We start from the raw sequence: 21,619 nt of genomic DNA on the forward strand, positions 1-21,619 counted from the left end.
TCACATAGTCGACGGTGTTATTGTCCGACAGAGAGAGGTGCGCAATGTTTTCAGGCGATTTCTTAAAAAGTCGATAAGTTACAGCAGTTTACCGGAAGATCAAAGGTCCTCGGAACATTGAATTCTCTGGGACCGGTTGCACGCCTGGCAGCATTGGCGCTAGTTTTGGTCCGACAATAATGGCTCTCGCTCCGTCGGGGACGGGCGGTAGGCGAAGGCTTGAACTTGTATTGGATGGGGAGGCCGAGGCCGCGTGATTGCTGATCCGCCGCCTGGACATGCGGGACTATTGTCGGCCGCGGACACCGCGCCGTCCGACTGGGATCGCCTTGCGCGCTATCTGGAAGCGCACGGTATGCGCCTCGATCTGACGCAGCCGATCCGGCAGTTCGCCGGCGGCCTCGCCAATCGCAACTATCTCCTGATCGTCAACGGTGCTCCGGCGGTGCTGCGTCGTCCGCCCGATGGCGATCTGCCGCCGGGCGCCCATGACATGGCACGCGAGCATCGCATCCTGTCGCGGCTTGCGGATGCGCTCCCGTTCATCGCAAGAGGCCTGCACTACTGCGGCGACCGCAGCATCATCGGCGTTCCCTTTCAACTGATCGAGTACCGCGCGGGGCTCGTGATCCGCGGCGCCGATCTCTCGCCGCTGCAACGACGCGATGATGCGCCCGAGATTCTCTCGGAGATGATGGTTGCGACGCTGGCCGCGCTGCACGGGGTCGACGCGCGCGCCATCGGTCTTGAGGACCTTGGCCGCCCCGAGGGATTCATCGCCCGCGCGATTGCCGGCTGGTCGAAACGCGGGGCGCTGGTTGCCGAGGACGGCGCGTTGCAAGGTCTGCTGCAGGACATCTCAAAGTGGCTGTTCCGGCAGACATTCCGCGAGCGGACGCCGACGCTTCTGCACTGTGATTTCAAGCTCGACAATCTGATCCTGAATCCCGAGACGCTCTCGCCGGTCGCGCTGGTCGACTGGGACATGGGCACGCGGGGCGATCCGCTGTTCGACCTGGCGACGCTCTTGAGCTACTGGGCGCAGCCAGACGATTCGCCGGCGCTGCAGCGCCTGCAGCAGATGCCGACGACTCATACCGGATTCTGGCGACGTGCCGACGTCGCCCGGCGCTATGCCGACCTCACCGGACTTGACATCGACGACCTGCCGGCAATGCGCGTGCTTGCGCTGTTCAAGCTCGGCATCGTGTTCCTGCAACTGCACCGGCAATGGGTCAATGGCGCGGTGAAGGACCATCGCTATGCCGAGTTCGCCCGCCTTGGCGAAGACATTCTTCTGGTGGCGCGCGACGCTACGACCGGAGCTGAACAAGGAATCTGATGATGCACCAACTCGACATGAACTTTTCGCTGCCGCCACGCGTGTCCGAACTGGCCGATCGCGTGAAAGCGTTCGTCAAGGACACCGTCGTTCCGTTCGAGAAGGACAAGCGCTGGACCTCCCATGGGCCAACGGATGATCTGCGGCGCGAGCTTAATGCGCTGGCGCGCCAGGCCGGTGTATTCGCGCCGCACGCGCCGACGGAATATGGTGGCCAGCACCTGTCGCATATCGGTCGCGCCGCTGTGTTCACCGCCGCTGGCTATTCCATGCTGGGTCCCGTGGCGCTGCATTGCGCCGCGCCTGATGAGGGCAACATCCATCTGCTTGATGTCGTCGCCCGGCCCGATCAACGTGGGCGCTACCTCAAGCCGCTCGCGACCGGCGAAGTCCGCTCCTGCTTCTGCATGACGGAGCCTGCCCCCGGCGCTGGCTCCGATCCCGGCCAGTTGCAGACCACGGCGCGGCGCGACGGCAATGACTGGGTGATCGACGGCGAGAAATGGCTGATCACGGGCGCAGAGGGTGCGGCGTTTGCGATCATCATGGCCAAGACGAGCGGTGCAGGAATGGAGGGGGCAGCCACCATGTTCCTCGCTGATATGTCTGATCCCGCCATTAGGATCGAACGCACGCTCGACACCATCGATTCCTCCTTTGTCGGTGGGCACGCGGTGGTCCGCTTCAATGGACTTCGCGTGCCCGCCGACGCCGTGCTCGGCGAGATCGGACAGGGATTTCGGCACGCCCAGGTTCGCCTCGCGCCGGCGCGGCTCACGCATTGCATGCGCTGGCTCGGCGCGGCGATCCGGGCCCAGGAGATCGCAACCGAGTTCGCGCGCCGTCGCACCGCGTTTGGCAAGCCGCTCGGCGAGCACGAGGGCGTCTCCTTCATGCTGGCCGACAACGCGATGGATATCCACCAAGCGCAACTGACGATCTGGCACACAGCGTGGCTGCTCGACAAAGGCGAGCGTGCGTCGACCGAGAGCTCGATGGCGAAGGTGATCTGCTCGGAAGCGATCGCGCGCGTCGCCGACCGCTCGCTGCAGATCCTCGGCGGACTCGGCACCACGCGCGACACGGTGGTCGAGCGGTTCTACCGCGACATCCGCGCCTTCCGCATCTATGACGGCCCATCGGAAGTGCACCGCTGGGCGATCGGACGGCGGATCGTGACCCATGGCGGAAGATAGGGGGCAGTAAGGGCCGCCGAAGGACAGAACAACAAGCGCAAAACGCGCGAACAGGGAGGAAATGATGCGCGATATCTGGACACCGCCCAACAAGCCTGCGGTTGAAGGCTATGAAAGCCTGTGCGCCGATTTCCGCTGGCAGGTGCCAGAGACCTTCAATTTCGGCACCGACATCATCGACCGCCGCGCGCGCGAGCAGGATGGCGCGGCGCTGATCTGGGAGAACGCCGCGGGCGAGACGCGACGCTACAGCTATTCCGATCTGTCGCTGCTAGCGAACCGGCTCGCCAATGTGCTGCGGGCGAACGGCGTGGAGAAGGGCGACCGTGTCATCATCATGTTGCCGCGGCTGGCGGAATGGTTCATCGCGCTGATTGCGGCGATGAAGATCGGCGCGGTGCCGATCCCGTGCATCGAGATGCTGACGGCGCGCGACATCGAGTATCGCGTCGCCAATGCCGAGGCCAAGGCGGCGATCTGCCGTCCCGAGCAGATCGGCAAGTTCGCCTCCGTGGAGAAGCTGATTGCTGTGAAGATCGCGCTCGGCGAGGCGGCGGGCTGGCTCGATTGGAATAGCGAACTGGCGCGCGCCTCCGAGACGATCGAGCCGGCGATCGTCCGGGCCGAAGATCCTGCGATCATGTACTATACGTCAGGTTCGACCGGCCATCCGAAGGCCGTCGTCCATGCGGCGCGCGCGATCTATGCGTGGCGGGTCTCGGCGATCTACTGGCTCGATCTGCGTCCCGGCGAGGTGATCTGGTGCACGGCAGACACCGGCTGGAGCAAGGCGGGCACGAGCATCATCTTCGGTCCCTTGAGCTGCGGCGCCTGCGCGTTCTTCTTCGACGGTCCGTTCGTGCCGAAGGATCGGCTCGAACTCGTGCGCAAGCATCAGGTCACCGTCTACTGCGCGCCCGGCACGGAGCTATCGCGCGTCGTTGGCGAAGTCCGCGCACGCAGCGATCTCGGCCGGCTGCGCCGCGTCGTCACCGCGGGCGAGGCCATGAACCCCGTCGTCGCCGAGCGCTGGGAAGCGGCGACCGGCATCCGCATCGATGAAGCCTACGGGCAGACCGAAGCCCTGATGGTTGCGCTGAACTACCCGGGCGAGCGGGTCCGTTACGGTTCGATGGGACGTCCGTCGCCGGGCTCCGATCTTGATGTGATCGACGCGAGCGGCAACCGCTTGCCGCCGGGTCAGGAAGGCGATCTCGCGTTGAAGATGCCCAGCCCGCAATTGATGCTCGGCTACTGGAAGGATGCGGAGCGCACCGCGGCCTGCTTTGTCGATGGCGCCGACGGGCGCTGGTTTCTGACCAGCGATCGCGCGGAGAAGGATGCCGACGGCTATCTCTGGTATCGCGGACGTTCCGACGATGTCATCAATTCGGCCGGATATCGCATCGGGCCGATCGAGGTCGAGAACGCGCTCGCCGAGCATCCGGCGGTGCAGATGTGCGCGGTGGTCGGCAGCCCCGATGCCGAGCGCGGCGAGATCGTGAAGGCATTCGTCGTGCTGCGGCAAGGCCATGCGCCATCACCTGAGCTGACGCGCGAATTGCAGGACCACGTCAAGTCGGTCACCGCGCCTTACAAATATCCGCGCGCGATCGAGTACATCGCCGAGCTTCCGATGACGATCACCGGCAAGATCCGCCGCCGCGAACTGCGTGACCGCGAGTTCGCGCGCGCTGCACCGCCATCAGCCACAAAGCAAAGGGCCGTCTGACCAAAATGTCTTTAGCGGACTCCAGCAACGCGCAGGAGCGAAACGAGCCCGTCTACCGGCTGGTGGTGCGCAGCATCGAAGTCAAGATCATGTCGGGTGAGTGGGCCGTCGGCGACCGGGTGCCGGCGGAGACCGCGCTGGCCGCCAGCTTTGGTGTCCACCGCTCGACGGTCCGAGAAGCGATCCGAGTGCTGGAGCAGAGCGGCCTCGTCCGCCGTCACGACGGCGGCAAATTGCTCTATGTCACCGCGCCGCGCGAAGCCGACATTTCGAAGAAGGTGACAGCGGCGATCGTGCTGCAGGAGATCAGCTTCTTCGAACTCTGGGAGAGCATGCGATGTTTCGAGCCGGTGCTGGCCGAATGCGCCGCGATGCGGATCGACGACGACATGCTGGCTGCGCTGCGGGCCAATGTCGAGAACACCAAGGCGGCGCTGGAGGACAAGCAGAGTCTCGTTGCGCTCGACATCGAGTTTCACCAGACCATCGCGCGTGCCTCGCGCAACCGCGCCCTGCAGCTCAGTCGCGAGCCGATGAGCCAGCTGTTCTATCCGGCTTTCTTGCGAGTGTTTTCCCGCCTGAACGCCGGCGAACGCCTGGTGTTCGCCCATGAGAAGATCCTGCAGGCGCTCACCGACCGCAATGCCGCCCAGGCGCGGTCCTGGATGGACAAACACATCGTCGATTTCCGGCGCGGCTATGAGCTTGCCAATTTCGATATCGACGCACCGGTAGCCTGGTCGCAGCGGCCTATGTAACTGATTTCAAAAGCGGAAGCGCAACCCGGCCGCGCGCTGCAAGCAGTATTGCACGGCTTGTGCAGCGTCCGGCGCCGAAAATTTGTTCCGTAGCGGCTGGGCCAGACTACTAGGTACTGGCCGGATCCGTTCCTCCGCCATCACATTTCGGTGCGATGCGGTCATCCGGCTATCGAGACAGCATCGATCTACCGCCGCCATACGTTCATACCGTTGGCTTTCGCGGTGCGGATGCTATTGATCCGGATCAAACGGGACAAAGGCGCGAAAAGTGAATCTTGCAGGGATAACAATGGCCCGGCTCGCCGGGGCCGTCGCGTTGGGGGCCGCCATGTTCAGCGTACTGGCCGCCGCCGAGGCGCAGCAGGCTGCAGGACCTCCGGCCGTTGGTATCATCGAGGCGGTCAAGCGGCCCGTCACCCAGTCCAACGAGTTCCTGGGACGGATCGAGGCCACTAACCGCGTCAATGTGGTCGCCCGCGTCACTGCCTTCCTGGAGAAGCGGAACTTCGTCGACGGTGCTGAGGTCAAGACCGGCGACATGCTCTACGAGCTCGAGCGCGGCCCGTTCGAGGCCGACCTTGAATCCAAGAAGGCGCAGGTCGCGCAATTGCAGGCCACCCTCGTCAACGCCAAGCTGACGACCGCCCGCGCCAAGGCCTTGCTCGGCGGCCCGGCCGGCCAGCAGTCCACCTATGATGCTGCGCTTGCGAACCAGCAGAGCCTGGAAGCGCAGGTGCAGGCTGCGCAGGCGCAAGTTGACCTATCGAAGATCAACCTGGACTACACCCAAATCCGCTCGCCGATCGACGGCAAGATCGGCCGCACGGCGGTAACCGAGGGTAACGTCGTTAGCCCGAGCTCGGGGGTGCTCACGACGATCGTGAGCCAGGACCCGATGTACGTCACCTTTCCGGTCTCGGTGCGCGAAGCTCTCACGTTGCGCGACCGCTACGCGGTTAAGGGCGGGTTCAAGGCGGTGGTGATCAGGATCCGGCTGCCCGACGGCAAGATCTATGACCAGACTGGTGAGCTCAACTTCGTCAATAACACGATCGCGCAGAACACCGACACGATCACGCTGCGCGGCGTTATCCCCAATCCTGTGGTGCCTCATCTGTCGGCAGCAGACAACGTCACCGTCCGCCAGCTCACCGACAACGAGTTCGTCACCGTCCTGCTCGAGGGCGCGCAGCCGGTCGAGGTGGTGGCGATCCCGCGCTCGGCCGTGCTGTCGGACCAGCAGGGCGACTATGTCTTCGTGCTGGGGCCCGACAACAAGGCGGAGCAGCGGCGGATCGTCCTCGGGCAATCGACCGCGACCATCGCGGCGGTGACAAGTGGGCTTTCAGTCGGAGAGAAGGTGATCGCTGAAGGCATGCAGCGCGTGCGACCTGGCCAGCCCGTGGCGCCGGGACCGGCGAGCGCTCTGATCCAGTCGAGCCTGAAGGAAACCGCTGAAAACACCGGCTCGGCCCAGAGCAGCGGCGCGATCGGTCCGAAGCCTGCGGGCACCAGCCCATGATTTCCGCCGTCTTCGTCGATCGTCCGCGGCTTGCCATCGTCATCGCGCTGGTCATCACCATCGCGGGCGCGCTTGCGCTGCTGCAAATCCCGGTGGCGCAATTCCCGGACATCGTGCCGCCGCAGGTCACCGTCACCGCGAACTTCCCGGGCGCCTCCGCCGAGGTGGTGGAATCGAGCGTCGCGCAGCCGCTCGAGGCCCAGGTCGTCGGCGTCGACAAGATGCTCTACATGAAGTCGACCAGCGGCAATGACGGCAGCTACACGCTGACCGTCTCGTTCGCGCTCGGCACCAATCCTGATATCAACACCGTCAATGTCAACAACCGTGTCCAGAGCGCGCTCGCGCAACTACCGACCGAGGTGCAGGCACAAGGCCTGACGGTGCAGAAGCGATCCTCGGCAGTGCTGCAGTTCATCGTGCTGTACAGCAAGAGCGGCCAGCAAGACCCGCTTTTCATCACCAACTACGCCATCATCAACGTGCTCGACGCGATCTCGCGCACGCCAGGCGTCGGCCAGGCGACGCTGTTCGCGAAGCTGAACTACTCGATGCGGATCTGGTTCGATACGCAACGGCTGACCAGCCTCAATCTGGCGCCGTCGGATGTGATCGCGGCGATCCGGGCGCAGAGCGTGCAGGCGCCCGTCGGCCGCATCGGCGCCCGTCCGATCTCCGACGAACAGCAGTTCCAGTTCAACGTGCAGACGCAAGGGCGGCTCACCACGTCGACCCAGTTCGGCGATATCGTGCTGCGCGCCAATCCGGACGGCTCGGTGCTCCGAGTCAAGGACGTCGCCCGGGTCGAGATCGGCGCCCAGAACATGGACAGCGAGTCCCGGATCGACGGGCAGCCCGGCGTGCCGATCGGCATCTATCTTGCGCCCGGCGCCAATGCGGTGACCACCGCAAGTGCGGTGCAGGCCACTCTCACCAGATTGTCGGAACGATTTCCCGCGGGCCTGACCTATCTGGTGCAATACGACTCCACGACCTTCGTCTCTGACACCATCAAGGAAGTGCTGAAGACGCTGGCCGAAGCTTTCGTGCTGGTCGTGATCGTCGTGTTCCTGTTCCTCGGCAACCTGCGCGCCACGGTGATCCCGGCGGTCGCGGTGCCGGTCAGCCTGATCGGCACCTTCGCGGTTCTCTTGATGCTCGGCTATTCCGCCAACACCGTGTCGCTGCTCGCGATGGTGCTTGCCATCGGCATTGTGGTGGACGACGCCATCGTCGTGGTCGAGAACGTCGAACGCGTGATGGAGAGCGAGCCCGAGCTGTCGCCGGTGGAGGCCACCAAGAAGGCGATGGCGCAGATCACCGCGCCGATCATCGCCATCTCGCTGGTGCTGCTGTCGGTGTTCGTGCCAATCGCGTTTATCCCCGGAATCTCCGGAACCCTGTTCCGCCAGTTCGCGGTGACGATCAGCGCGGCGATGGTGATCTCGGCGCTGAATGCGCTGACGCTGTCGCCGGCGCTCTGCGCCGTGTTCCTGCGGCATACCGGGCCCCGCCACGGCATCATGGGGCGCGTGCTCGGCGGCATCGACTGGGTCCGCGACCGCTATGCCGGCATGGTGCGCCGGCTGCTGCGGGTGGCGATATTGGCGCTGGTCGCGGTGCTGGTGTTTGCCGGCGGCGTCTTCGGCGTGTCGCGAATAACGCCGACCGGCTTCCTGCCCGAGGAGGACCAGGGCGCCTTCTTCATCGCGGTGCAATTGCCCGACGGCGCCTCGGTGGCGCGCACCAGCAACGTGACCAAGCAGGTCGAGGCGCTTCTGCAGAAGATGCCGCAAGTCGAGCATGTGCTCTCGATCATCGGTTTCTCGCTGCTCGACGGTGGCAACCAGCCGAATTCCGCCTTCATAGTGGCGCGCATGAAGCCGTTCGCGGATCGACAGGCGGCTGCGGATTCGGTGCAGGCCACGATCCGGCGAATGTTTGGTGAGGGCGCGCAGATCCGGCAAGCCAATGTCCTGCCGTTCAACCTGCCGCCGATCATCGGACTTTCGACCTCCGGCGGCTTCGAATATCTGCTCGAGGGGCTGGAAGGGCAGGATCCGGCTGCGCTCGGCAGTGTGATGAGCGGCCTTATCAACGCCGCCAATCAGGACCCACGGCTGACGCGTGTGTTCTCGACCTTCACCGCGACCAATCCGTCGATCTATCTCGACATCGACCGCGCCAAGGCGCAGGCGCTCGGGCTGAACATGGCCGACGTGTTCGCCGCGCTGCAGGCGACGCTGGGCGGAATCTACGTGAACAACTTCAACCTGTTCGGGCGCACGTGGCAGGTCAATGTGGAGGGTGAGGCTGCCAACCGCGGCGATATTCCCGACATCTGGCAGATCTATGTCCGCAACAGCGGCGGCGAGATGGTGCCGATGCGCTCGATCGCGAGCTTGAGGATCGTCACCGGACCGCAGGTCATCACCCGCTACAACAACTACCGTTCGGTCACCATCAACGGCAGCCCGGCACCGGGCGTGTCGTCGGGAACGGCGATTGCCGCGATGGCGGACCTCTCGCGGGCGACGCTGCCGGCCGGCTATTCCTTCGAATGGACCGGTACCGCCTATCAGGAGCAGGCGGCCTCCGGCCAGACCGGCATCATCCTCGGGCTCGCGGTGCTGTTCGCCTATCTTTTCCTGGTTGCGCTCTACGAGAGCTGGACCATTCCGATCCCGGTCCTGCTGTCGGTCACGGTCGGCGTGCTTGGCTCGTACATCGCGATCAAGGTCGCGGGATTGAACCTCGATCTCTACGGCCAGATCGGCCTTGTGGTGCTGATCGCGCTCGCCGCCAAGAACGGCATCCTGATCGTCGAGTTTGCCAAGGAGCAGCGCGAGGGCGGATTGCCGATCGGGCAAGCCGCGGAGCTCGGCGCGCAGATGCGCTTCCGCGCCGTGATGATGACCTCGATCGCCTTCATCCTCGGCCTGGTGCCGCTGGTGGTTGCGACCGGTGCCGCTGAGATCAGCCGCAGGGCTGTCGGTACTGCGGTATTCGGCGGCATGCTCGCCGCAAGCTCGATCGGCATCTTCCTGGTGCCGATGCTCTACGTCGTCTTCCAACGCTGGCGCGAAGGCGTGAAACGCCGTTTCGGCAAGCCGGCCGAAACACCGCATGCGCCGCCGGCGGAGTAGTATCTGATGATAAATGCCCGACGCTCGCTCACGCAGATCTTTCTGTTTCCGGCGATCATCGCGGTCATCGTCGCTTTCGGCCTGGTGTCCGCGCTACTCGGCGACGGCGTCTGGGACACGACCTCATGGATCGCGCTAACGGTCCCGCTTGCTGTCACCGCGTTCTTCGCCTGCAAAAAGCCTCCTGCAAATTCGTAGGGCGTTAGCTTCCCGTCCGCCACACCCACTAACGTCATTCCAGGGCGCGCGGAGCGCGAGCCCGGAATCCATTCGTCCACTCGCGCAAGCGGCGAAATGGATTCCGGGCTCGATGCTTCGCATCGCCCCGGAATGACGGAGGAGAAAAATTCGCTAGCGATTTCATACTGATTTGCCCCGTCCAGTCCTCGCGCGAAAAACATTCCGCTTCCGTCGTCGGGCAAATCAGTGATTTAACTCCGCGCGTCTCATCCAAATGAGGGGCGGCTCGCGATCGTCACGAACGTTGCGGTGAGATGCGGTGGACGCGGGTGTTGCGACTGACGAGCGCGGCACTCGCGGACGGCGAAGTCGTGTGGTTCTGGCGCCCCGACGCTGGCGCTAAGTGCGCGAGCAGCAAGAGCTGCCGCGGATGACGGTGGCAAGAAAGCCCGGTCACCGGGAAGAGCACGAAGTAAGCCGTAAACCACTGCGCAGGGAAAGCCGGTGTTGCTCCGGTTGACCTGTGGTCCTACCCCCCGTGCTTTTTGTTGCACGGGGCCCACGGGTGCAACCGGCACCCGGCTTTCCCTGCGCCCTCTGATATCGAAGAGGGCGAAACGAGACGCAAAGCTCGGGCGTATCACGTCGCGAGAATGCGGACTCACATCCCCTCCACTGTTTGAAAATTGAATCATGACTCGCGGCGACGCCGTAGGGTGGGCAAAGCGAAACGTGCCCACCGTCAAGCATCGTGCTCGTGGTGGTGGGCACGCTTCGCTTTGCCCACCCTACAGTCTGCATCGTCCGGTCAAGCCGGACGATGACAGTGGAGAGCTTTTGAAATTTGAATCAGAACCAACCCCGCGTCGTCCCGGGCTTGCGCGCCGCGGCGAAGCCCCTTGGCGTAGTCGGGACCCGGGACCCACAGCCACAGGATTTCGTGATGTGCTCCGCCGCAACCACTTGCACGCGCCACAACGGACGCTGGGGGTATGGGTACCGGCGTTCGCCGGGACGACAGCAGCACGCTCACGCGAAGCTGATGTTCTGCTGCCGCAGCGGCACCGAGCGGATACGTTTTCCCGTCGCCGCGAAGTAGGCGTTCAACACCGCGGGCGCGGCGACACCGATGGTCGGCTCGCCGACGCCGCCCCAGAAGCCGCCGCTCGGCATCAGGACCGTCTCCACCTTCGGCATCTCGCTGATGCGCATCGAGTTGTAGGTGTCGAAGTTGGTCTGCTCGATGCGGCCGTCCTTCACGGTGCAGCCGCCATAGAACAGGGCGGAGAGGCCATAGACGAAGGAGCCCGCGACCTGCCGTTCCACCTGCGCCGGATTGACGACATGGCCGGGATCGGTGGCGGCGACGATGCGATGCACCTTGATCTTGCTGCCGTCGGTCACCGAGATCTCGGCGGCCCCGGCGACGTAGCTTCCATAGCCCATCACCTGCGCAAGCCCACGGTAGACGCCCTGCGGCGCCGGCTTGTCCCAGCCGATCCGTTCGGCGACCGCGTTCAGCACCGCGAAGTGCTTCGGATGGCCGGCCATCAGCTTGCGGCGGAACGCGAGCGGATCCTGGCCGACCGCATGCGCGAGTTCGTCCATGAAGCTCTCGAGATAGATCGTGTTGGGGTTGATGTTGACGCCGCGCCAGAAGCCCGGCGGCACATGCGGATTGCGCATCGAATGTTCGATCAAAAGGTTCGGGATCGAATAGCCGATCGCCGCTTCTCCGCTCGGCGCGAGCCCCTGGAAGGTCGCGGGGTCCATGCCGTTGATCATCGCCTCGGGCCGCAGCCGTGCCAGGATCGACTGGCCGGAGATCCGCATGCGCAGAGCGGTCAGGTTGTTGTCGGCATCGAAGGCGCCGACCATCCGGCACTGGGTGACCGGGTGATAGAAGCCGTGCTGCATGTCCTCTTCGCGCGACCACAGCAGCTTGATCGGCGTGCCCTGCATCTCCTTGGCGATCAAGACTGCCTGCCGCACATAGTCGCTCTGGCCGCGCCGGCCGAAGCCGCCGCCGAGGAGCAGCTTGTGCACGTCGCATTTGTCAGGTGGAAGGCCGGAGGCCTGCACGGCTGTGGCGAAGGCAGCCTCGCCGTTCTGCGTGCCGCACCAGACGTCGAGTTTGTCGCCGGTATGGAGCGCGGTCGCGTTCATCGGCTCCATCGTGGCCTGGTTCTGGTAGGGATAGTTGTAGACCGCCTCGACCACCTTTGCGGCACGCGCGATCTCCGCCATCGCATTGCCGTTCTGGTTGCCGACGAACGCTGCCTGCGACGGCTCGAGTCCTTCGGCCAGCCATTTGCTGATCGTCTCGCTCGAGGTCTTTGCGTTCGGGCCTTCGTCCCACTCGACCGGCAGCGCATCGAGCGCGGTCTTGGCGTGCCACCAGGTGTCGGCGACAACGGCAACCGCGCTGTCGCCGACGCGCACCACCTTCTTGACGCCTTTCATGCTGGCGATCTTGGCCTCGTCAAAGCTCTTCAGCTTGCCGCCGAACACTGGGCAATCCTTGATCGCGGCGTTCAGCATGCCTGGCAATTTGAAGTCGATGCCGTACATCATCGCGCCGGTGGTCTTGTCGGCGGTGTCGAGACGCTTCAGGCTTTTGCCAGCGATCTTCCAGTCCTTGGAAGCCTTCAGCTTCACGTCGGTCGGCGGGCTGAGCTTTGCCGCAGCTTCCGCCACCTTGCCGTAAGTGGTGGTCCGGCCTGTCGGCAGATGGGTGATGACGCTGCTTGCGGCCGAGCATTCGGAAGCCGGCACCTTCCACTCGTTCGCGGCGGCCTGGATCAGCATCAGCCGCGCGGTGGCGCCACCCTTGCGGACATAGTCTTGCGAGCCGCGGATACCGCGGCTGCCGCCGGTCGAGAAATCGCCCCACGGCCGGCCGCGCGCGGCGCTCTGGCCCGGTGTGGGGTATTCGGTCGTGACCTTCGACCAGTCGCATTCGAGCTCTTCGGCGACGAGCTGCGCGAGCCCGGTGAGCGAGCCCTGGCCCATCTCCGAACGCGCGATACGGATCACCACCGTATCGTCCGGGCGGATTACCACCCAGGCGTTGACTTCAGGCGAACCATCGGCGGCGCGCGCCACCGCCCCGCCAAACGGAAGATTGAAGCCGAGTGCAAGGCCGGCGCCCGCCGCGGCGGTGCCAATCACGAACGCGCGGCGATTGAGCATGACGTGCTGATTCATGACGGCACCTCACGCGTTCGCGGCAGCGTGGATGGCTTCGCGCGCCTGCGCGAAGGTGCCGCAGCGGCAGATATTGGTGATGGCCCCGTCGATGTCCTCGTCGGTCGGCTTCGGATTGTCTTTCAGGAGCGCCGCCACCGCCATGATCATGCCGGTCTGGCAATAACCGCATTGCGGCACATCGTGCTCGATCCAGGCCTGCTGCACCTTGTGCAGCTTGCCACCCGCGGCAAGGCCCTCGATGGTCGTGATCTCCTTGCCATCGGCTTCGCTGACGAGCACGCCGCAGGAGCGCATCGCCACGCCGTCGACATGAACGGTGCAGGCGCCGCATTGCGCGATGCCGCAGCCATATTTGGTGCCGGTCAGTCCAATGTTTTCGCGAATCGCCCAGAGCAGCGGCGTATCCGGCTCGACATCGACCTGGATTTTCTTGCCGTTGATTGTGAGGTTAGCCATCGCAGTCCCCTTTTGATCCAGTTCCACCAACTGGACCTCGCTGCGAGTGTGACCCGGCCGCTAGAACGGTTCAAATCAAGAAAATGCGTACCCGGTGAGGCAGGAACAAACCCGATGATGCGGTGTTTTCTATCTCTTGTGCTTATCGCAGGGTCACGCTCTCTTGGGCGCGACAGCGAGCCGCAGGAAGCTCATCGCGCTTCCGAGCACGGCAAATCCAGCGCCGAGTGCGAGGGCGTAGATTGCACCCTCATGGCCGGCGATGGCAAAGCAGAAGGCGGCGAGTGCGGCGCCGATGGTTTGCCCGGTCAGGCGCGCGGTTGCAACGATGCCGCTGGCGCTACCGCTGCGATGGGGCGGCGCGCTGCTCATCAATGCCTTCATGTTAGGCGTCTGGAAGAAGCCGAATCCGATTCCGCAGATCACCATGCGCCAGACGATATCGGGGATGCTGGGCGAGGCCGGCAGCGTCGCCAGCAGCGCCATGCCGATGCCGAGCAGGATCAATCCGATACCGCCGAGAATGCCGACCGGATACCGATCGGACATTCGGCCGCCGATCGGTGCCATGATGCCAACCACCAGCGGCCACGGCGTCATGAAGAAGCCAGTTTCAACCTGCGAGCGCATCAGCACGGATTCGAAATAGAACGGCAGCGACACGAAGGCGAGGCCCTGGATCGCGAACGAGCAGACCGCGGTCGCAGCCGACAACGCAAACATCGGCCGGCGGAACAGATCGATCGGCAGCATCGGCGCCGGATGATCCCGATGCCGATGCATCAGGAGCCAGCCAAGCACGACCGCGCCGACCAGCTCGACCACCACCCACTCCGGCGACGTCTTATGTGCGGCGCTGCCGATGCCGATGATGAACAGGCCGAGACAGCCCGCCGCCAGCACTGCGCCGGCGAAGTCGAAAGCATGCACGGCGCGCGGCGTGGGCGGCAGGGTCTTCATCCCGATGAATATCGCGATCAAGCCAAACGGAATGTTGATGGCAAACAGCCACGGCCAGGTTCCGAAGGCCAGGATGCCGGAGGCGATCGTCGGTCCGAGGGTGAACGCGGTCGCGACCACCAGCGCGTTGTGGCCGAAGCCGCGGCCATGCATCCTGCTCGGGTAGACGTAGCGAACCAGTGCAGTGTTGACGCTCATCAGCCCGCTGGCGCCGAGCCCCTGCAGCGCTCGCGCGATAAGAAGACTCTCGAGCGACCATGCGAGTGCGCAGCCGAGCGAGGCGAGCGTGAACAGGAGCAGGCCGCCGAGATAGATGCGCTCATGGCCGACGATTTCCCCGAGCGCGCCAAGCGGCAACAGGGTTGCGACCAGCGCGATCTGGTAGACGTTGACGACCCAGACGACATCAGCCGGGCTGACCTGCAGGTCCGTCGCGATCGCGGGCAAGGCGATATTGGCGATCGCGGTATCGAGCGAAGCCATCGCGAGCGCGGTGAAGATCGCGGCAACGGCCCAGCGCCGCCGCTCTGGCGGCAAGCCGTCCATGACGGGCGCGACCGGCGCCTTCGCCGCGAGCATTTCCATTGTGGTCAGGTTCTCCGGAAGGACGGGATCCCGCCCTATCGGCGATGTACTACGCGTGCGCGGGTTGCCACAGGCGTGCGGTTGCATGATGCGTATGCGCAATCCTGCCTTCCGGCTCGGCGTCAGCCGTGCAGGCGCTATGGATCAGGCGTTCGCGCTAAGCCCGAGCCTGGCATAGATGCGCCGGGCGTAGGCGCCGAATTCGTCCGTGGTCTTGATCGGCAGCGCGCGGGGCAGGGGCAGTTCGATCGGGAAATATTCCGCCATCCGTGCGGGACCCGCGGTGAGCACGGCGCAGTGGGAGCCCAGGAACACCGCTTCCTGGATGCTGTGGGTGACGAAGATGATGGTCTTGCCGCTCTCCCGCCAGATCCTGAGCATCTCAAGATTCATCTGTTCGCGCGTCAGCGCATCTAGCGCACCGAACGGCTCGTCCATCAGGATCAGCTTCGGATCGTGGATGAAAGCGCGAGCGATTGCGGTGCGCTGCTGCATGCCACCAGAGAGCTGCTGCGGATATTTGTCCTCATAGCCGGCAAGGCCGACGAGCTTCAGCAGGTCGCGGGCACGCTCCCGCGCCGCCCTCATCGGCAGGCCGACGATCTCGGCGGGCAGCAGCACATTGTCCAGGATGGTGCGCCATTTGAGCAGCAGCGCCTGCTGGAACACCATGCCGATATCGCGCGCGGGATCGAACGGCGTCTTCGCGTTGCCGATCTTGATCGTGCCGCCATCGGCGCCGTGCAGGCCCGCGAGGATCTTCAGCACGGTGGTCTTGCCGCAGCCGGATGGCCCGACCAGCGCCACCAGCTCGCCCTCGGCGATGTCCATCGTGACATCGGAGACGGCAAGGAACTCGGCTCCCTTGGATCGGTAGATCTTGCGGACATTCCGCAGGCTGATGAAGGGCTCGGCCGTCATGCCAGCCATTTCTGTAGGTTGGCGACGACGAAGGCGTCGTCACTGAGATCGGCATGCTCGCGGCAGGCGCGGTCGATCTCCTGCATCTGGCCCGGGCTGAGGCCCTCGTTCGGATCGAGGCACCAGATGCCTTCCATCAAGCCCTGGCGGCGGAGGATTTCGTGACAGCCGGCGATGCAGCCATGAAAATTGTTGGCGACGTCGAAGAACGCGCTGTTGCAATCGGTGACGCGCGCATCGAGCGCGAGCAGATCGGCCGGCACCGTATCCTTGTGGCGCGCCGCCTTGCACATCTCGAATTGCCGGATTGCCGTTTTCGTCCACACCGACCAGTGACCGAGCAGGCCGCCCTTGAAATAAGTGCGGGTGGTGACGCCGTTCTCGCGCAGGTCGAACGGCAAGGTCAGGTCGAGCAGGATATGATCGTCATTGCCGGTATAGAGCGCGACGCGGTCGAGGGCACCGCCCGCTGCAACGCCGCGCAGCACGTCGAGGGTGCGATAGCGGTTGAACGGCGCGATCTTGATCGCGATCACATTGTCGATCGCCGCAAAGCGCCGCCAGAAATCCGCGCTCAAGACGACTCCGCCGACCGCGGGCTGCAGGTAGAAGCCGATGAGCGGGATCTCGCGCGCGACCGCCTGGCAATGCGCGATGATGTCGTCTTCCGAGGCGATCTTCATCGCAGCGAGGCTGAGCAGGCCGGCGTGGTAGCCGATATCGTGCGCGGTGCGCGCTTCCGAGACAGCCTGCTGCGTCGGGCCGGCGAGGCCTGCGACCATCGCCAGTGGCCGCTTCGTCCAGTTCGCCGCCGTCTCGGCGGCAAGCTCGAGCACAGGCCCATAAAGCCCGACCTCGCGGATCGCGAATTGCGTGGTGTGGACGCCGACCGCAAGACCGCCGGCGCCGGCGTCGATATAATAGCGCGTCAGCGCGCGCTGATGCGTCCTGTCGAGCGCGCGCTTGGCGTCGAGCGCGAGCGGGTGCGCGGGCAGCACGGTGCCATCGGCGATCAGCTTGCGTATCTCGGATTTGATCTCGCTGTGGTGCATGGCCAATCCTATCCAAATTCCGGGCCGGCGACGGCGAAAGGAAGCTCTTCGCTTTGCGTGGTGGCGCGACCGAACCGCATGCGCTGGAACGGCCGCTCGATGCTCCAGCCGGCGCCGGTCAATCCGGCGATGAATGTTTCCTGCGAGGCGATCGCGTCGATCAGGAGCGGGCCGGTTTCGGTCCGGCTGATCGCGTCGACCAGCGCCAACGCGTCCGTGGCATTATCCGCGACCAGTGGTCCGATCTGGCGCGCGGTGCGGCCGTCGCGCGTGAGCGCCATTGCGCTGCCGTGGGAGAGAATGCGCGAGCCTGTGCGCGCGCCGAATTCGGCGAGCAGGGCGTTGCGCTCAAATCCCATGGCGCGCCGGTCGCGCGCGCTGAGTGCGCCGACATCGGAGTTTGCGAGCATCGCGGGTGCTTCGTGCGCCGGATGTTCAAACCGCAAGCGCCGGAGTTGCAATGTCGGCGTGAACCCAAGCGGGCCGTACACCGTGGCGCCCGCCGGCGTCGCGTCGAGCCAGGTGGTGAGCCCGCGCTGTCTTGCCGCATCGAGACAGGCATCGACCAGCCGGGTCGCGATCCCCCTGCGGCGCCAGCGCTCGGTCACCAGCACCATGCTGATCCAGGCGTTGCCGGCGGAATACGGCAGCAGTGCCGCGGTTGCGACCAGATGGGTTCCGTCGCGGACGCCGAACACGATGCCGTTGGTGAGAAAGAAGCGCCAGTCGGCCTCGTTCTGGTTCCAGCGCGCCTCGGTCGACAGCGCAAGGCCAGCGGCTGCGTCATCGACGCCGAGTTCGACGATGGCGACAGGCTCAGTATCGGCCATCGCGCACCTCATATTTGGTCGGCTTGCCGAGGCTCGGCATCGAGCGCGCCACCCAGTCCGCGGTCCAGGCGATCAGCTGCTCGGTGTCGATGATCGGCTGTCCGAACAGCTTGACCGCCTGTGAGGTGTCGGTGAGCCACGCCGTCGGCTCTTCCTTGCCGACGATCACGGGATCGCGGCCGAAGCGCGTGCCGAATTTGGCGGCGAGATCGCGCACCGCGAGGATTTCGTGACCGCTGACATTGATCGGCGAGGTCGGCGTGGTGCAATGCGCAAGGCACCGCAGCGCCTGTGCGGCGGCATCGCCCTGCCAGATGAAATTGACATGGCCGAGGCTGACGTCGATCGGGGCACCCGAAAGCACCTTGGTCGCGATGTCGTGCAGTACGCCATAGCGCATGTCGATCGCATAGTTCAGGCGGAACAGGCGGCCGGGCATCGAAAACTTCCCGGAGAAGTATTCGAACATGCGCTCGCGTCCGACGCAGGATTGCGCGTATTCGCCGGGCGGGTTCGGCGCCATACTCTCGTCGGAGCCTTTGCCATCGACCGGCACGAACGGATAGACGCACCCGGTCGAGAACGCGACAATCCGCGAAGCGGGGAACGCCTGCGCGACCAGCGCGGGGACATGCGAGTTCATCGCCCAGGTCAGCGACAGGTCGCCCTCGGCGCCGAATTTGCGGCCGGCCATGAAGATGATATTCGGCGCCTTCGGCAGCGCTCTGATCGCGGTCTCGTCCAACAGGTCGCAATTGATGGTCTCGATGCCGCGCTTCTTGAGCCAGCCCTTCACCGCGGGATCGCTGAAGCGGGCAACACCGATCACGCGGCGGTCCGGTGCGGCGGCCCTGGCAAGGCCGGCCAGCGTCGGTCCCATTTTGCCGGCAACGCCGAGGATCATGATTTCGCCGTCAACCTTGCTGAGATCGTCGATCAAGGCCCGGCTCGGCCGGCACAGCAGGTCGTCGAGCGCTGCAATATCCGGGATCGTCTTCGGCAAAGTGTCACGCGTGAGCAGCATGGTTCTTTCCTTGGTTTCTTATTGCAGCCGGATATCGGAGACCACGAACAGCCGTTCAAGGCCGAGCACCAGGCCGTAAAGCGCGACGCCGAGCAGCGTCAGCAGCACCACCGCCATCACCATGGCCGGCGTATCGAGCGAGGACTGCACCTGGATCATGAGATAGCCGAGCCCGCGCTCGGAGGCGATGAATTCACCAACGATTGCACCGGCAACCGCTAGGATAGCGCCGACTTTCATGCCCGAGAACACGTAAGGCAGCGATCCCGGCAACTGGATCTTGCGGAACAGCGTCCAGCGCGAGCCGCGCAGCGATTTGACGAGGTCGAGCAGGTCGGGCTCGACCTCACGCAGGCCACGTGCGGTCGTCAGCAGGATCGGAAAAAAGCAGATGCTGAAGGCGATCAGGATGTTCGGAATGATCCCGTAGGAAAACCACACGATGATCAGCGGTCCCATCGCCACCTTCGGGATCATGTTCAGCGTCACGAACAGCGGCAGCAGCAACAGGCTCACCAGCGGCGACCAGCTGAAGATGACAGCGAGCGCGACGCCAACCAGCGCGCCGAGGCAGAAGCCGCCAAGGATCTCGGCTGCGGTGACGAGTAGGTTCGACAGCCAGGCATATTTGGCGGAGCTCAGCGTGGCGAGGGTCGCAAGCGGCGAGGGCAGGATGAATTTCGGCACCTGGAAGGCGTCGACCAGCACCTGCCAGAGCACGATCACGGCAAGATGCACGATCAGGATGATCGCGATGGACCGCGTGGACCGTCCGCCGTCACCGAACACCGATTGCTCCTTCGAAACACTGGCCCGCCGGCCGCCTGCCTCCAGCCTAGACCGGTCGCATCAATCTTTCAACCATCTGGTTGATTACGGCCGGAGCGACTGCATCACGAGGTCAGTCACGTGCCGCCGCCGGGCCCGCCGCACGGCCGGGCTCGACAGGTCCTTGCCGAAGATCGCCGACAGCGTCGGCGTGTTGGAGAAGAAGAAATAGCCGAGCGCCGCGATCGAGATATAGAGATGCACCGGATCGATGCCGCGCCGGAATACGCCGGCGCGCACGCCTTCGTTCAGGATCTTCGAGACCATGCTGACCAGCGGCGAGTGCATAGCCTCCAGCCGGCGGGAGCCGCGGACGTGGCGGGCGCCGCCGCGGTTCTCGTCGTTCAGGAGCACGATGAAATCGGGATGGGCCGCCAGGTGATCGAACGAGGCTTCGATCAGCCTCTTGATCGCCTGTTCGGGCGGCAGTCCCTCCAGGTTCAGTTTGCGCTCCTGCTCGCGGATTTCCTCATAGACCCATTCGAGCACGGCGAGGTAGAGCGCGTCCTTGTCGCCGAAATAGTGGTAGACAAGCTGTTTGTTGACGCCCGCCCTGGCCGCTATCTCGTCGACCCTGGCGCCGGCAAGTCCATTTTGGGCGAATTCGCGCCGCGCCGCGATCAGGAGTTTCCGTTGCGTGGCAACGGGATCGCGCCGCTGCGGCCTTGTGTCGTCGGATCGTCGCTTCAGCATTTTCAACCAAACAGTTGACAACTACGTCTGTGCCTTGTTGCATTGGTAACGTCACAAACGGGGTGCGACAAGGCCGGGTTGCAGACGAGGAGAATTGCGATGAAGGGTTTGAGGCTTGCAGCCTTGACACTGGGGTTGGCGCCGGCCCTGGCGTTTGCGCTGGTCGCGTCGACGCTGGCGCGCGCCGCCGAGTCCGTGAATCTGATCCTGAATTGGACGCCGACAGCGGACCATTCGCCGTTTTACTACGCCAAGGCGCAGGGCTGGTACGAGAAGGCCGGCATCGATCTCACGATCGAGACCGGCAAGGGCTCCGGCGTCTCCTCGCTGAAGGTCGGCTCCGGCGGCTCGCCGTTCGGCATCGCAGACCTCGCCACCATGCTGGTGGCGAGGAGCAAGGGCGCCGACGTGGTGGCGCTGATGAGCATCTACGCCAATACCGGGCAGACTTTCTATTGGCTGAAGAGCTATGGCGTGAACGGGGTCAGGGATTTCCCCGGCCACAAGATCGGCAACCCGCCAGGCGACGCCTCGCGCGTGATGTGGCCGGCCTTCGCCAAGGCAGCCGGGATCGCGCCTGATGCCGTCAATTTCGTCAATGTCGGCCCGACCGCAAAGATCGCGGCGCTGAAAAGCCATACCGTCGACATCATCAGCGATTTCTACAACGAGCACGATCTCAAGGCGATCGAGTTCGGTGCCGATCTCGGCTATGTCAACTGGAAGGATATCGGGCTCAATCCTTACGGCAATTCGCTGATCGTCAACGGCGCGTTCCTTCAGAAGAATCCGAAGCTGGTCGAGGAATTCGTGCGGGTCACGCAGAAGGCCTATGCCGCGTGCGTCGCCGATGTTGCGCCCTGCCTGAAGGCGCTGCTCGAGCAGGTTTCCGGACTCGACCGGGAGAACCAGGAGCGGCAATGGGAGCGCATCAAGTTCCTGATGACGGACGAGTTCACCACGACCAAGGCGCTCGGCTGGATCGACGCCGAGCGGATGAAGAAGGATTACGACCTGGTGCACACCTATCTCGGCATGGAAAAGCCGTTCGACGTGAACACGGCGTTTTCGACCAAGATGTTGGATACCAGCATCAAGATGGATGCGAGCAAGGTGAAGAAGTAGCTCGGGCTGCAGAACGCATTTGACGCACGAAACCACAGGCTCATAAATCCCTTTCC

17 protein-coding genes are annotated in these 21,619 nt (G+C 64.3%); 8 read left to right on the forward strand and 9 right to left on the reverse strand.

Features of this window, described 5'->3' with window-relative positions; translation table 11 throughout:
• The first annotated feature begins 253 nt into the window (after positions 1-253).
• The 7 genes from J6497_RS15065 (at position 254) to J6497_RS15095 (ending at position 9,897) form a co-directional block, all read left to right on the forward strand.
• A complete protein-coding gene (locus tag J6497_RS15065) occupies positions 254-1,342 on the forward strand; it encodes a phosphotransferase family protein (RefSeq protein WP_225705050.1) in 1,089 nt (362 codons plus the stop codon).
• Positions 1,343-1,344: 2 nt separating this feature from the next.
• Positions 1,345-2,538 (forward strand): acyl-CoA dehydrogenase family protein, encoded by a 1,194-nt coding sequence (locus J6497_RS15070; protein ID WP_225705051.1) that lies wholly within the window; start codon positions 1,345-1,347, stop codon positions 2,536-2,538.
• 64 nt (positions 2,539-2,602) lie between these two features.
• Entirely contained in the window at positions 2,603-4,270 is a 1,668-nt protein-coding gene (locus tag J6497_RS15075; protein WP_225705052.1) for an acetate--CoA ligase, read from the forward strand.
• Positions 4,271-4,275: 5 nt separating this feature from the next.
• Entirely contained in the window at positions 4,276-5,028 is a 753-nt protein-coding gene (locus tag J6497_RS15080; RefSeq protein ID WP_225705053.1) for a FadR/GntR family transcriptional regulator, read from the forward strand.
• Positions 5,029-5,320: 292 nt separating this feature from the next.
• Entirely contained in the window at positions 5,321-6,553 is a 1,233-nt protein-coding gene (locus tag J6497_RS15085) for an efflux RND transporter periplasmic adaptor subunit (RefSeq protein WP_225705054.1), read from the forward strand.
• Complete coding sequence (locus tag J6497_RS15090) at positions 6,550-9,699, forward strand: efflux RND transporter permease subunit (protein WP_225705055.1); 3,150 nt, start codon at positions 6,550-6,552, stop codon at positions 9,697-9,699. Before J6497_RS15085 ends, J6497_RS15090 begins: the two co-directional genes overlap by 4 nt.
• 6 nt (positions 9,700-9,705) lie before the next feature.
• On the forward strand, positions 9,706-9,897 hold the full coding sequence (locus tag J6497_RS15095) for a hypothetical protein (RefSeq protein ID WP_225705056.1): 192 nt from the start codon (positions 9,706-9,708) through the stop codon (positions 9,895-9,897).
• A 1,011-nt stretch (positions 9,898-10,908) separates the two neighbouring features.
• On the opposite strand, the gene J6497_RS15100 is transcribed toward J6497_RS15095, so the two are convergent.
• From J6497_RS15100 to J6497_RS15140, 9 genes are all read right to left on the reverse strand, one after another.
• Positions 10,909-13,086, reverse strand: a complete 2,178-nt coding sequence (locus J6497_RS15100; RefSeq protein WP_225705057.1) for a xanthine dehydrogenase family protein molybdopterin-binding subunit — start codon at positions 13,084-13,086, stop codon at positions 10,909-10,911.
• Between the two features lie 9 nt (positions 13,087-13,095).
• Positions 13,096-13,545: a (2Fe-2S)-binding protein gene (locus J6497_RS15105; RefSeq protein WP_225705058.1), complete on the reverse strand. Its 450-nt coding sequence runs from the start codon at positions 13,543-13,545 to the stop codon at positions 13,096-13,098.
• A gap of 153 nt (positions 13,546-13,698) precedes the next feature.
• On the reverse strand, positions 13,699-15,090 hold the full coding sequence (locus J6497_RS15110) for an MFS transporter (protein ID WP_225705059.1): 1,392 nt from the start codon (positions 15,088-15,090) through the stop codon (positions 13,699-13,701).
• Positions 15,091-15,234: 144 nt separating this feature from the next.
• On the reverse strand, positions 15,235-16,020 hold the full coding sequence (locus tag J6497_RS15115; protein ID WP_225705060.1) for an ABC transporter ATP-binding protein: 786 nt from the start codon (positions 16,018-16,020) through the stop codon (positions 15,235-15,237).
• Positions 16,008-17,063, reverse strand: coding sequence for a dihydrodipicolinate synthase family protein (locus J6497_RS15120; RefSeq protein ID WP_225705061.1), 1,056 nt, complete (start codon positions 17,061-17,063; stop codon positions 16,008-16,010). Before J6497_RS15120 ends, J6497_RS15115 begins: the two co-directional genes overlap by 13 nt.
• A gap of 8 nt (positions 17,064-17,071) precedes the next feature.
• Positions 17,072-17,893, reverse strand: coding sequence for a GNAT family N-acetyltransferase (locus tag J6497_RS15125; protein WP_225705062.1), 822 nt, complete (start codon positions 17,891-17,893; stop codon positions 17,072-17,074).
• On the reverse strand, positions 17,880-18,917 hold the full coding sequence (locus J6497_RS15130) for an NAD-dependent epimerase/dehydratase family protein (protein ID WP_225705063.1): 1,038 nt from the start codon (positions 18,915-18,917) through the stop codon (positions 17,880-17,882). Before J6497_RS15130 ends, J6497_RS15125 begins: the two co-directional genes overlap by 14 nt.
• A gap of 18 nt (positions 18,918-18,935) precedes the next feature.
• Positions 18,936-19,706: an ABC transporter permease gene (locus J6497_RS15135; RefSeq protein WP_225705064.1), complete on the reverse strand. Its 771-nt coding sequence runs from the start codon at positions 19,704-19,706 to the stop codon at positions 18,936-18,938.
• 84 nt (positions 19,707-19,790) lie between these two features.
• Entirely contained in the window at positions 19,791-20,438 is a 648-nt protein-coding gene (locus J6497_RS15140; RefSeq protein WP_225705065.1) for a TetR/AcrR family transcriptional regulator, read from the reverse strand.
• Between the two features lie 99 nt (positions 20,439-20,537).
• Here J6497_RS15140 and J6497_RS15145 point away from each other — a divergent pair, with 99 nt between their 5' ends.
• Positions 20,538-21,563 carry an ABC transporter substrate-binding protein gene (locus tag J6497_RS15145; protein WP_225705066.1) on the forward strand — a complete coding sequence of 342 codons (1,026 nt, stop codon included), beginning with the start codon at positions 20,538-20,540 and terminating at the stop codon, positions 21,561-21,563.
• Positions 21,564-21,619: the final 56 nt, after the last annotated feature.

It is taken from the genome of Bradyrhizobium cenepequi (assembly GCF_020329485.1).
GTDB classification, from domain to species: Bacteria; Pseudomonadota; Alphaproteobacteria; order Rhizobiales; family Xanthobacteraceae; genus Bradyrhizobium; species Bradyrhizobium cenepequi.

Bases quoted from the DNA above. Each gene is read 5' to 3' on its own strand.
- J6497_RS15070 (WP_225705051.1), top strand. From the start codon at position 1,345: ATGCACCAACTCGACATGAACTTTTCGCTGCCGCCACGCGTGTCCGAA.
- J6497_RS15075 (WP_225705052.1), top strand. From the start codon at position 2,603: ATGCGCGATATCTGGACACCGCCCAACAAGCCTGCGGTTGAAGGCTAT.
- J6497_RS15080 (WP_225705053.1), top strand. From the start codon at position 4,276: ATGTCTTTAGCGGACTCCAGCAACGCGCAGGAGCGAAACGAGCCCGTC.
- J6497_RS15085 (WP_225705054.1), top strand. From the start codon at position 5,321: ATGGCCCGGCTCGCCGGGGCCGTCGCGTTGGGGGCCGCCATGTTCAGC.
- J6497_RS15090 (WP_225705055.1), top strand. From the start codon at position 6,550: ATGATTTCCGCCGTCTTCGTCGATCGTCCGCGGCTTGCCATCGTCATC.
- J6497_RS15095 (WP_225705056.1), top strand. From the start codon at position 9,706: ATGATAAATGCCCGACGCTCGCTCACGCAGATCTTTCTGTTTCCGGCG.
- J6497_RS15100 (WP_225705057.1), bottom strand. From the start codon at position 13,086: ATGAATCAGCACGTCATGCTCAATCGCCGCGCGTTCGTGATTGGCACC.
- J6497_RS15105 (WP_225705058.1), bottom strand. From the start codon at position 13,545: ATGGCTAACCTCACAATCAACGGCAAGAAAATCCAGGTCGATGTCGAG.
- J6497_RS15110 (WP_225705059.1), bottom strand. From the start codon at position 15,090: ATGGAAATGCTCGCGGCGAAGGCGCCGGTCGCGCCCGTCATGGACGGC.
- J6497_RS15115 (WP_225705060.1), bottom strand. From the start codon at position 16,020: ATGGCTGGCATGACGGCCGAGCCCTTCATCAGCCTGCGGAATGTCCGC.
- J6497_RS15120 (WP_225705061.1), bottom strand. From the start codon at position 17,063: ATGCACCACAGCGAGATCAAATCCGAGATACGCAAGCTGATCGCCGAT.
- J6497_RS15125 (WP_225705062.1), bottom strand. From the start codon at position 17,893: ATGGCCGATACTGAGCCTGTCGCCATCGTCGAACTCGGCGTCGATGAC.
- J6497_RS15130 (WP_225705063.1), bottom strand. From the start codon at position 18,917: ATGCTGCTCACGCGTGACACTTTGCCGAAGACGATCCCGGATATTGCA.
- J6497_RS15140 (WP_225705065.1), bottom strand. From the start codon at position 20,438: ATGCTGAAGCGACGATCCGACGACACAAGGCCGCAGCGGCGCGATCCC.
- J6497_RS15145 (WP_225705066.1), top strand. From the start codon at position 20,538: ATGAAGGGTTTGAGGCTTGCAGCCTTGACACTGGGGTTGGCGCCGGCC.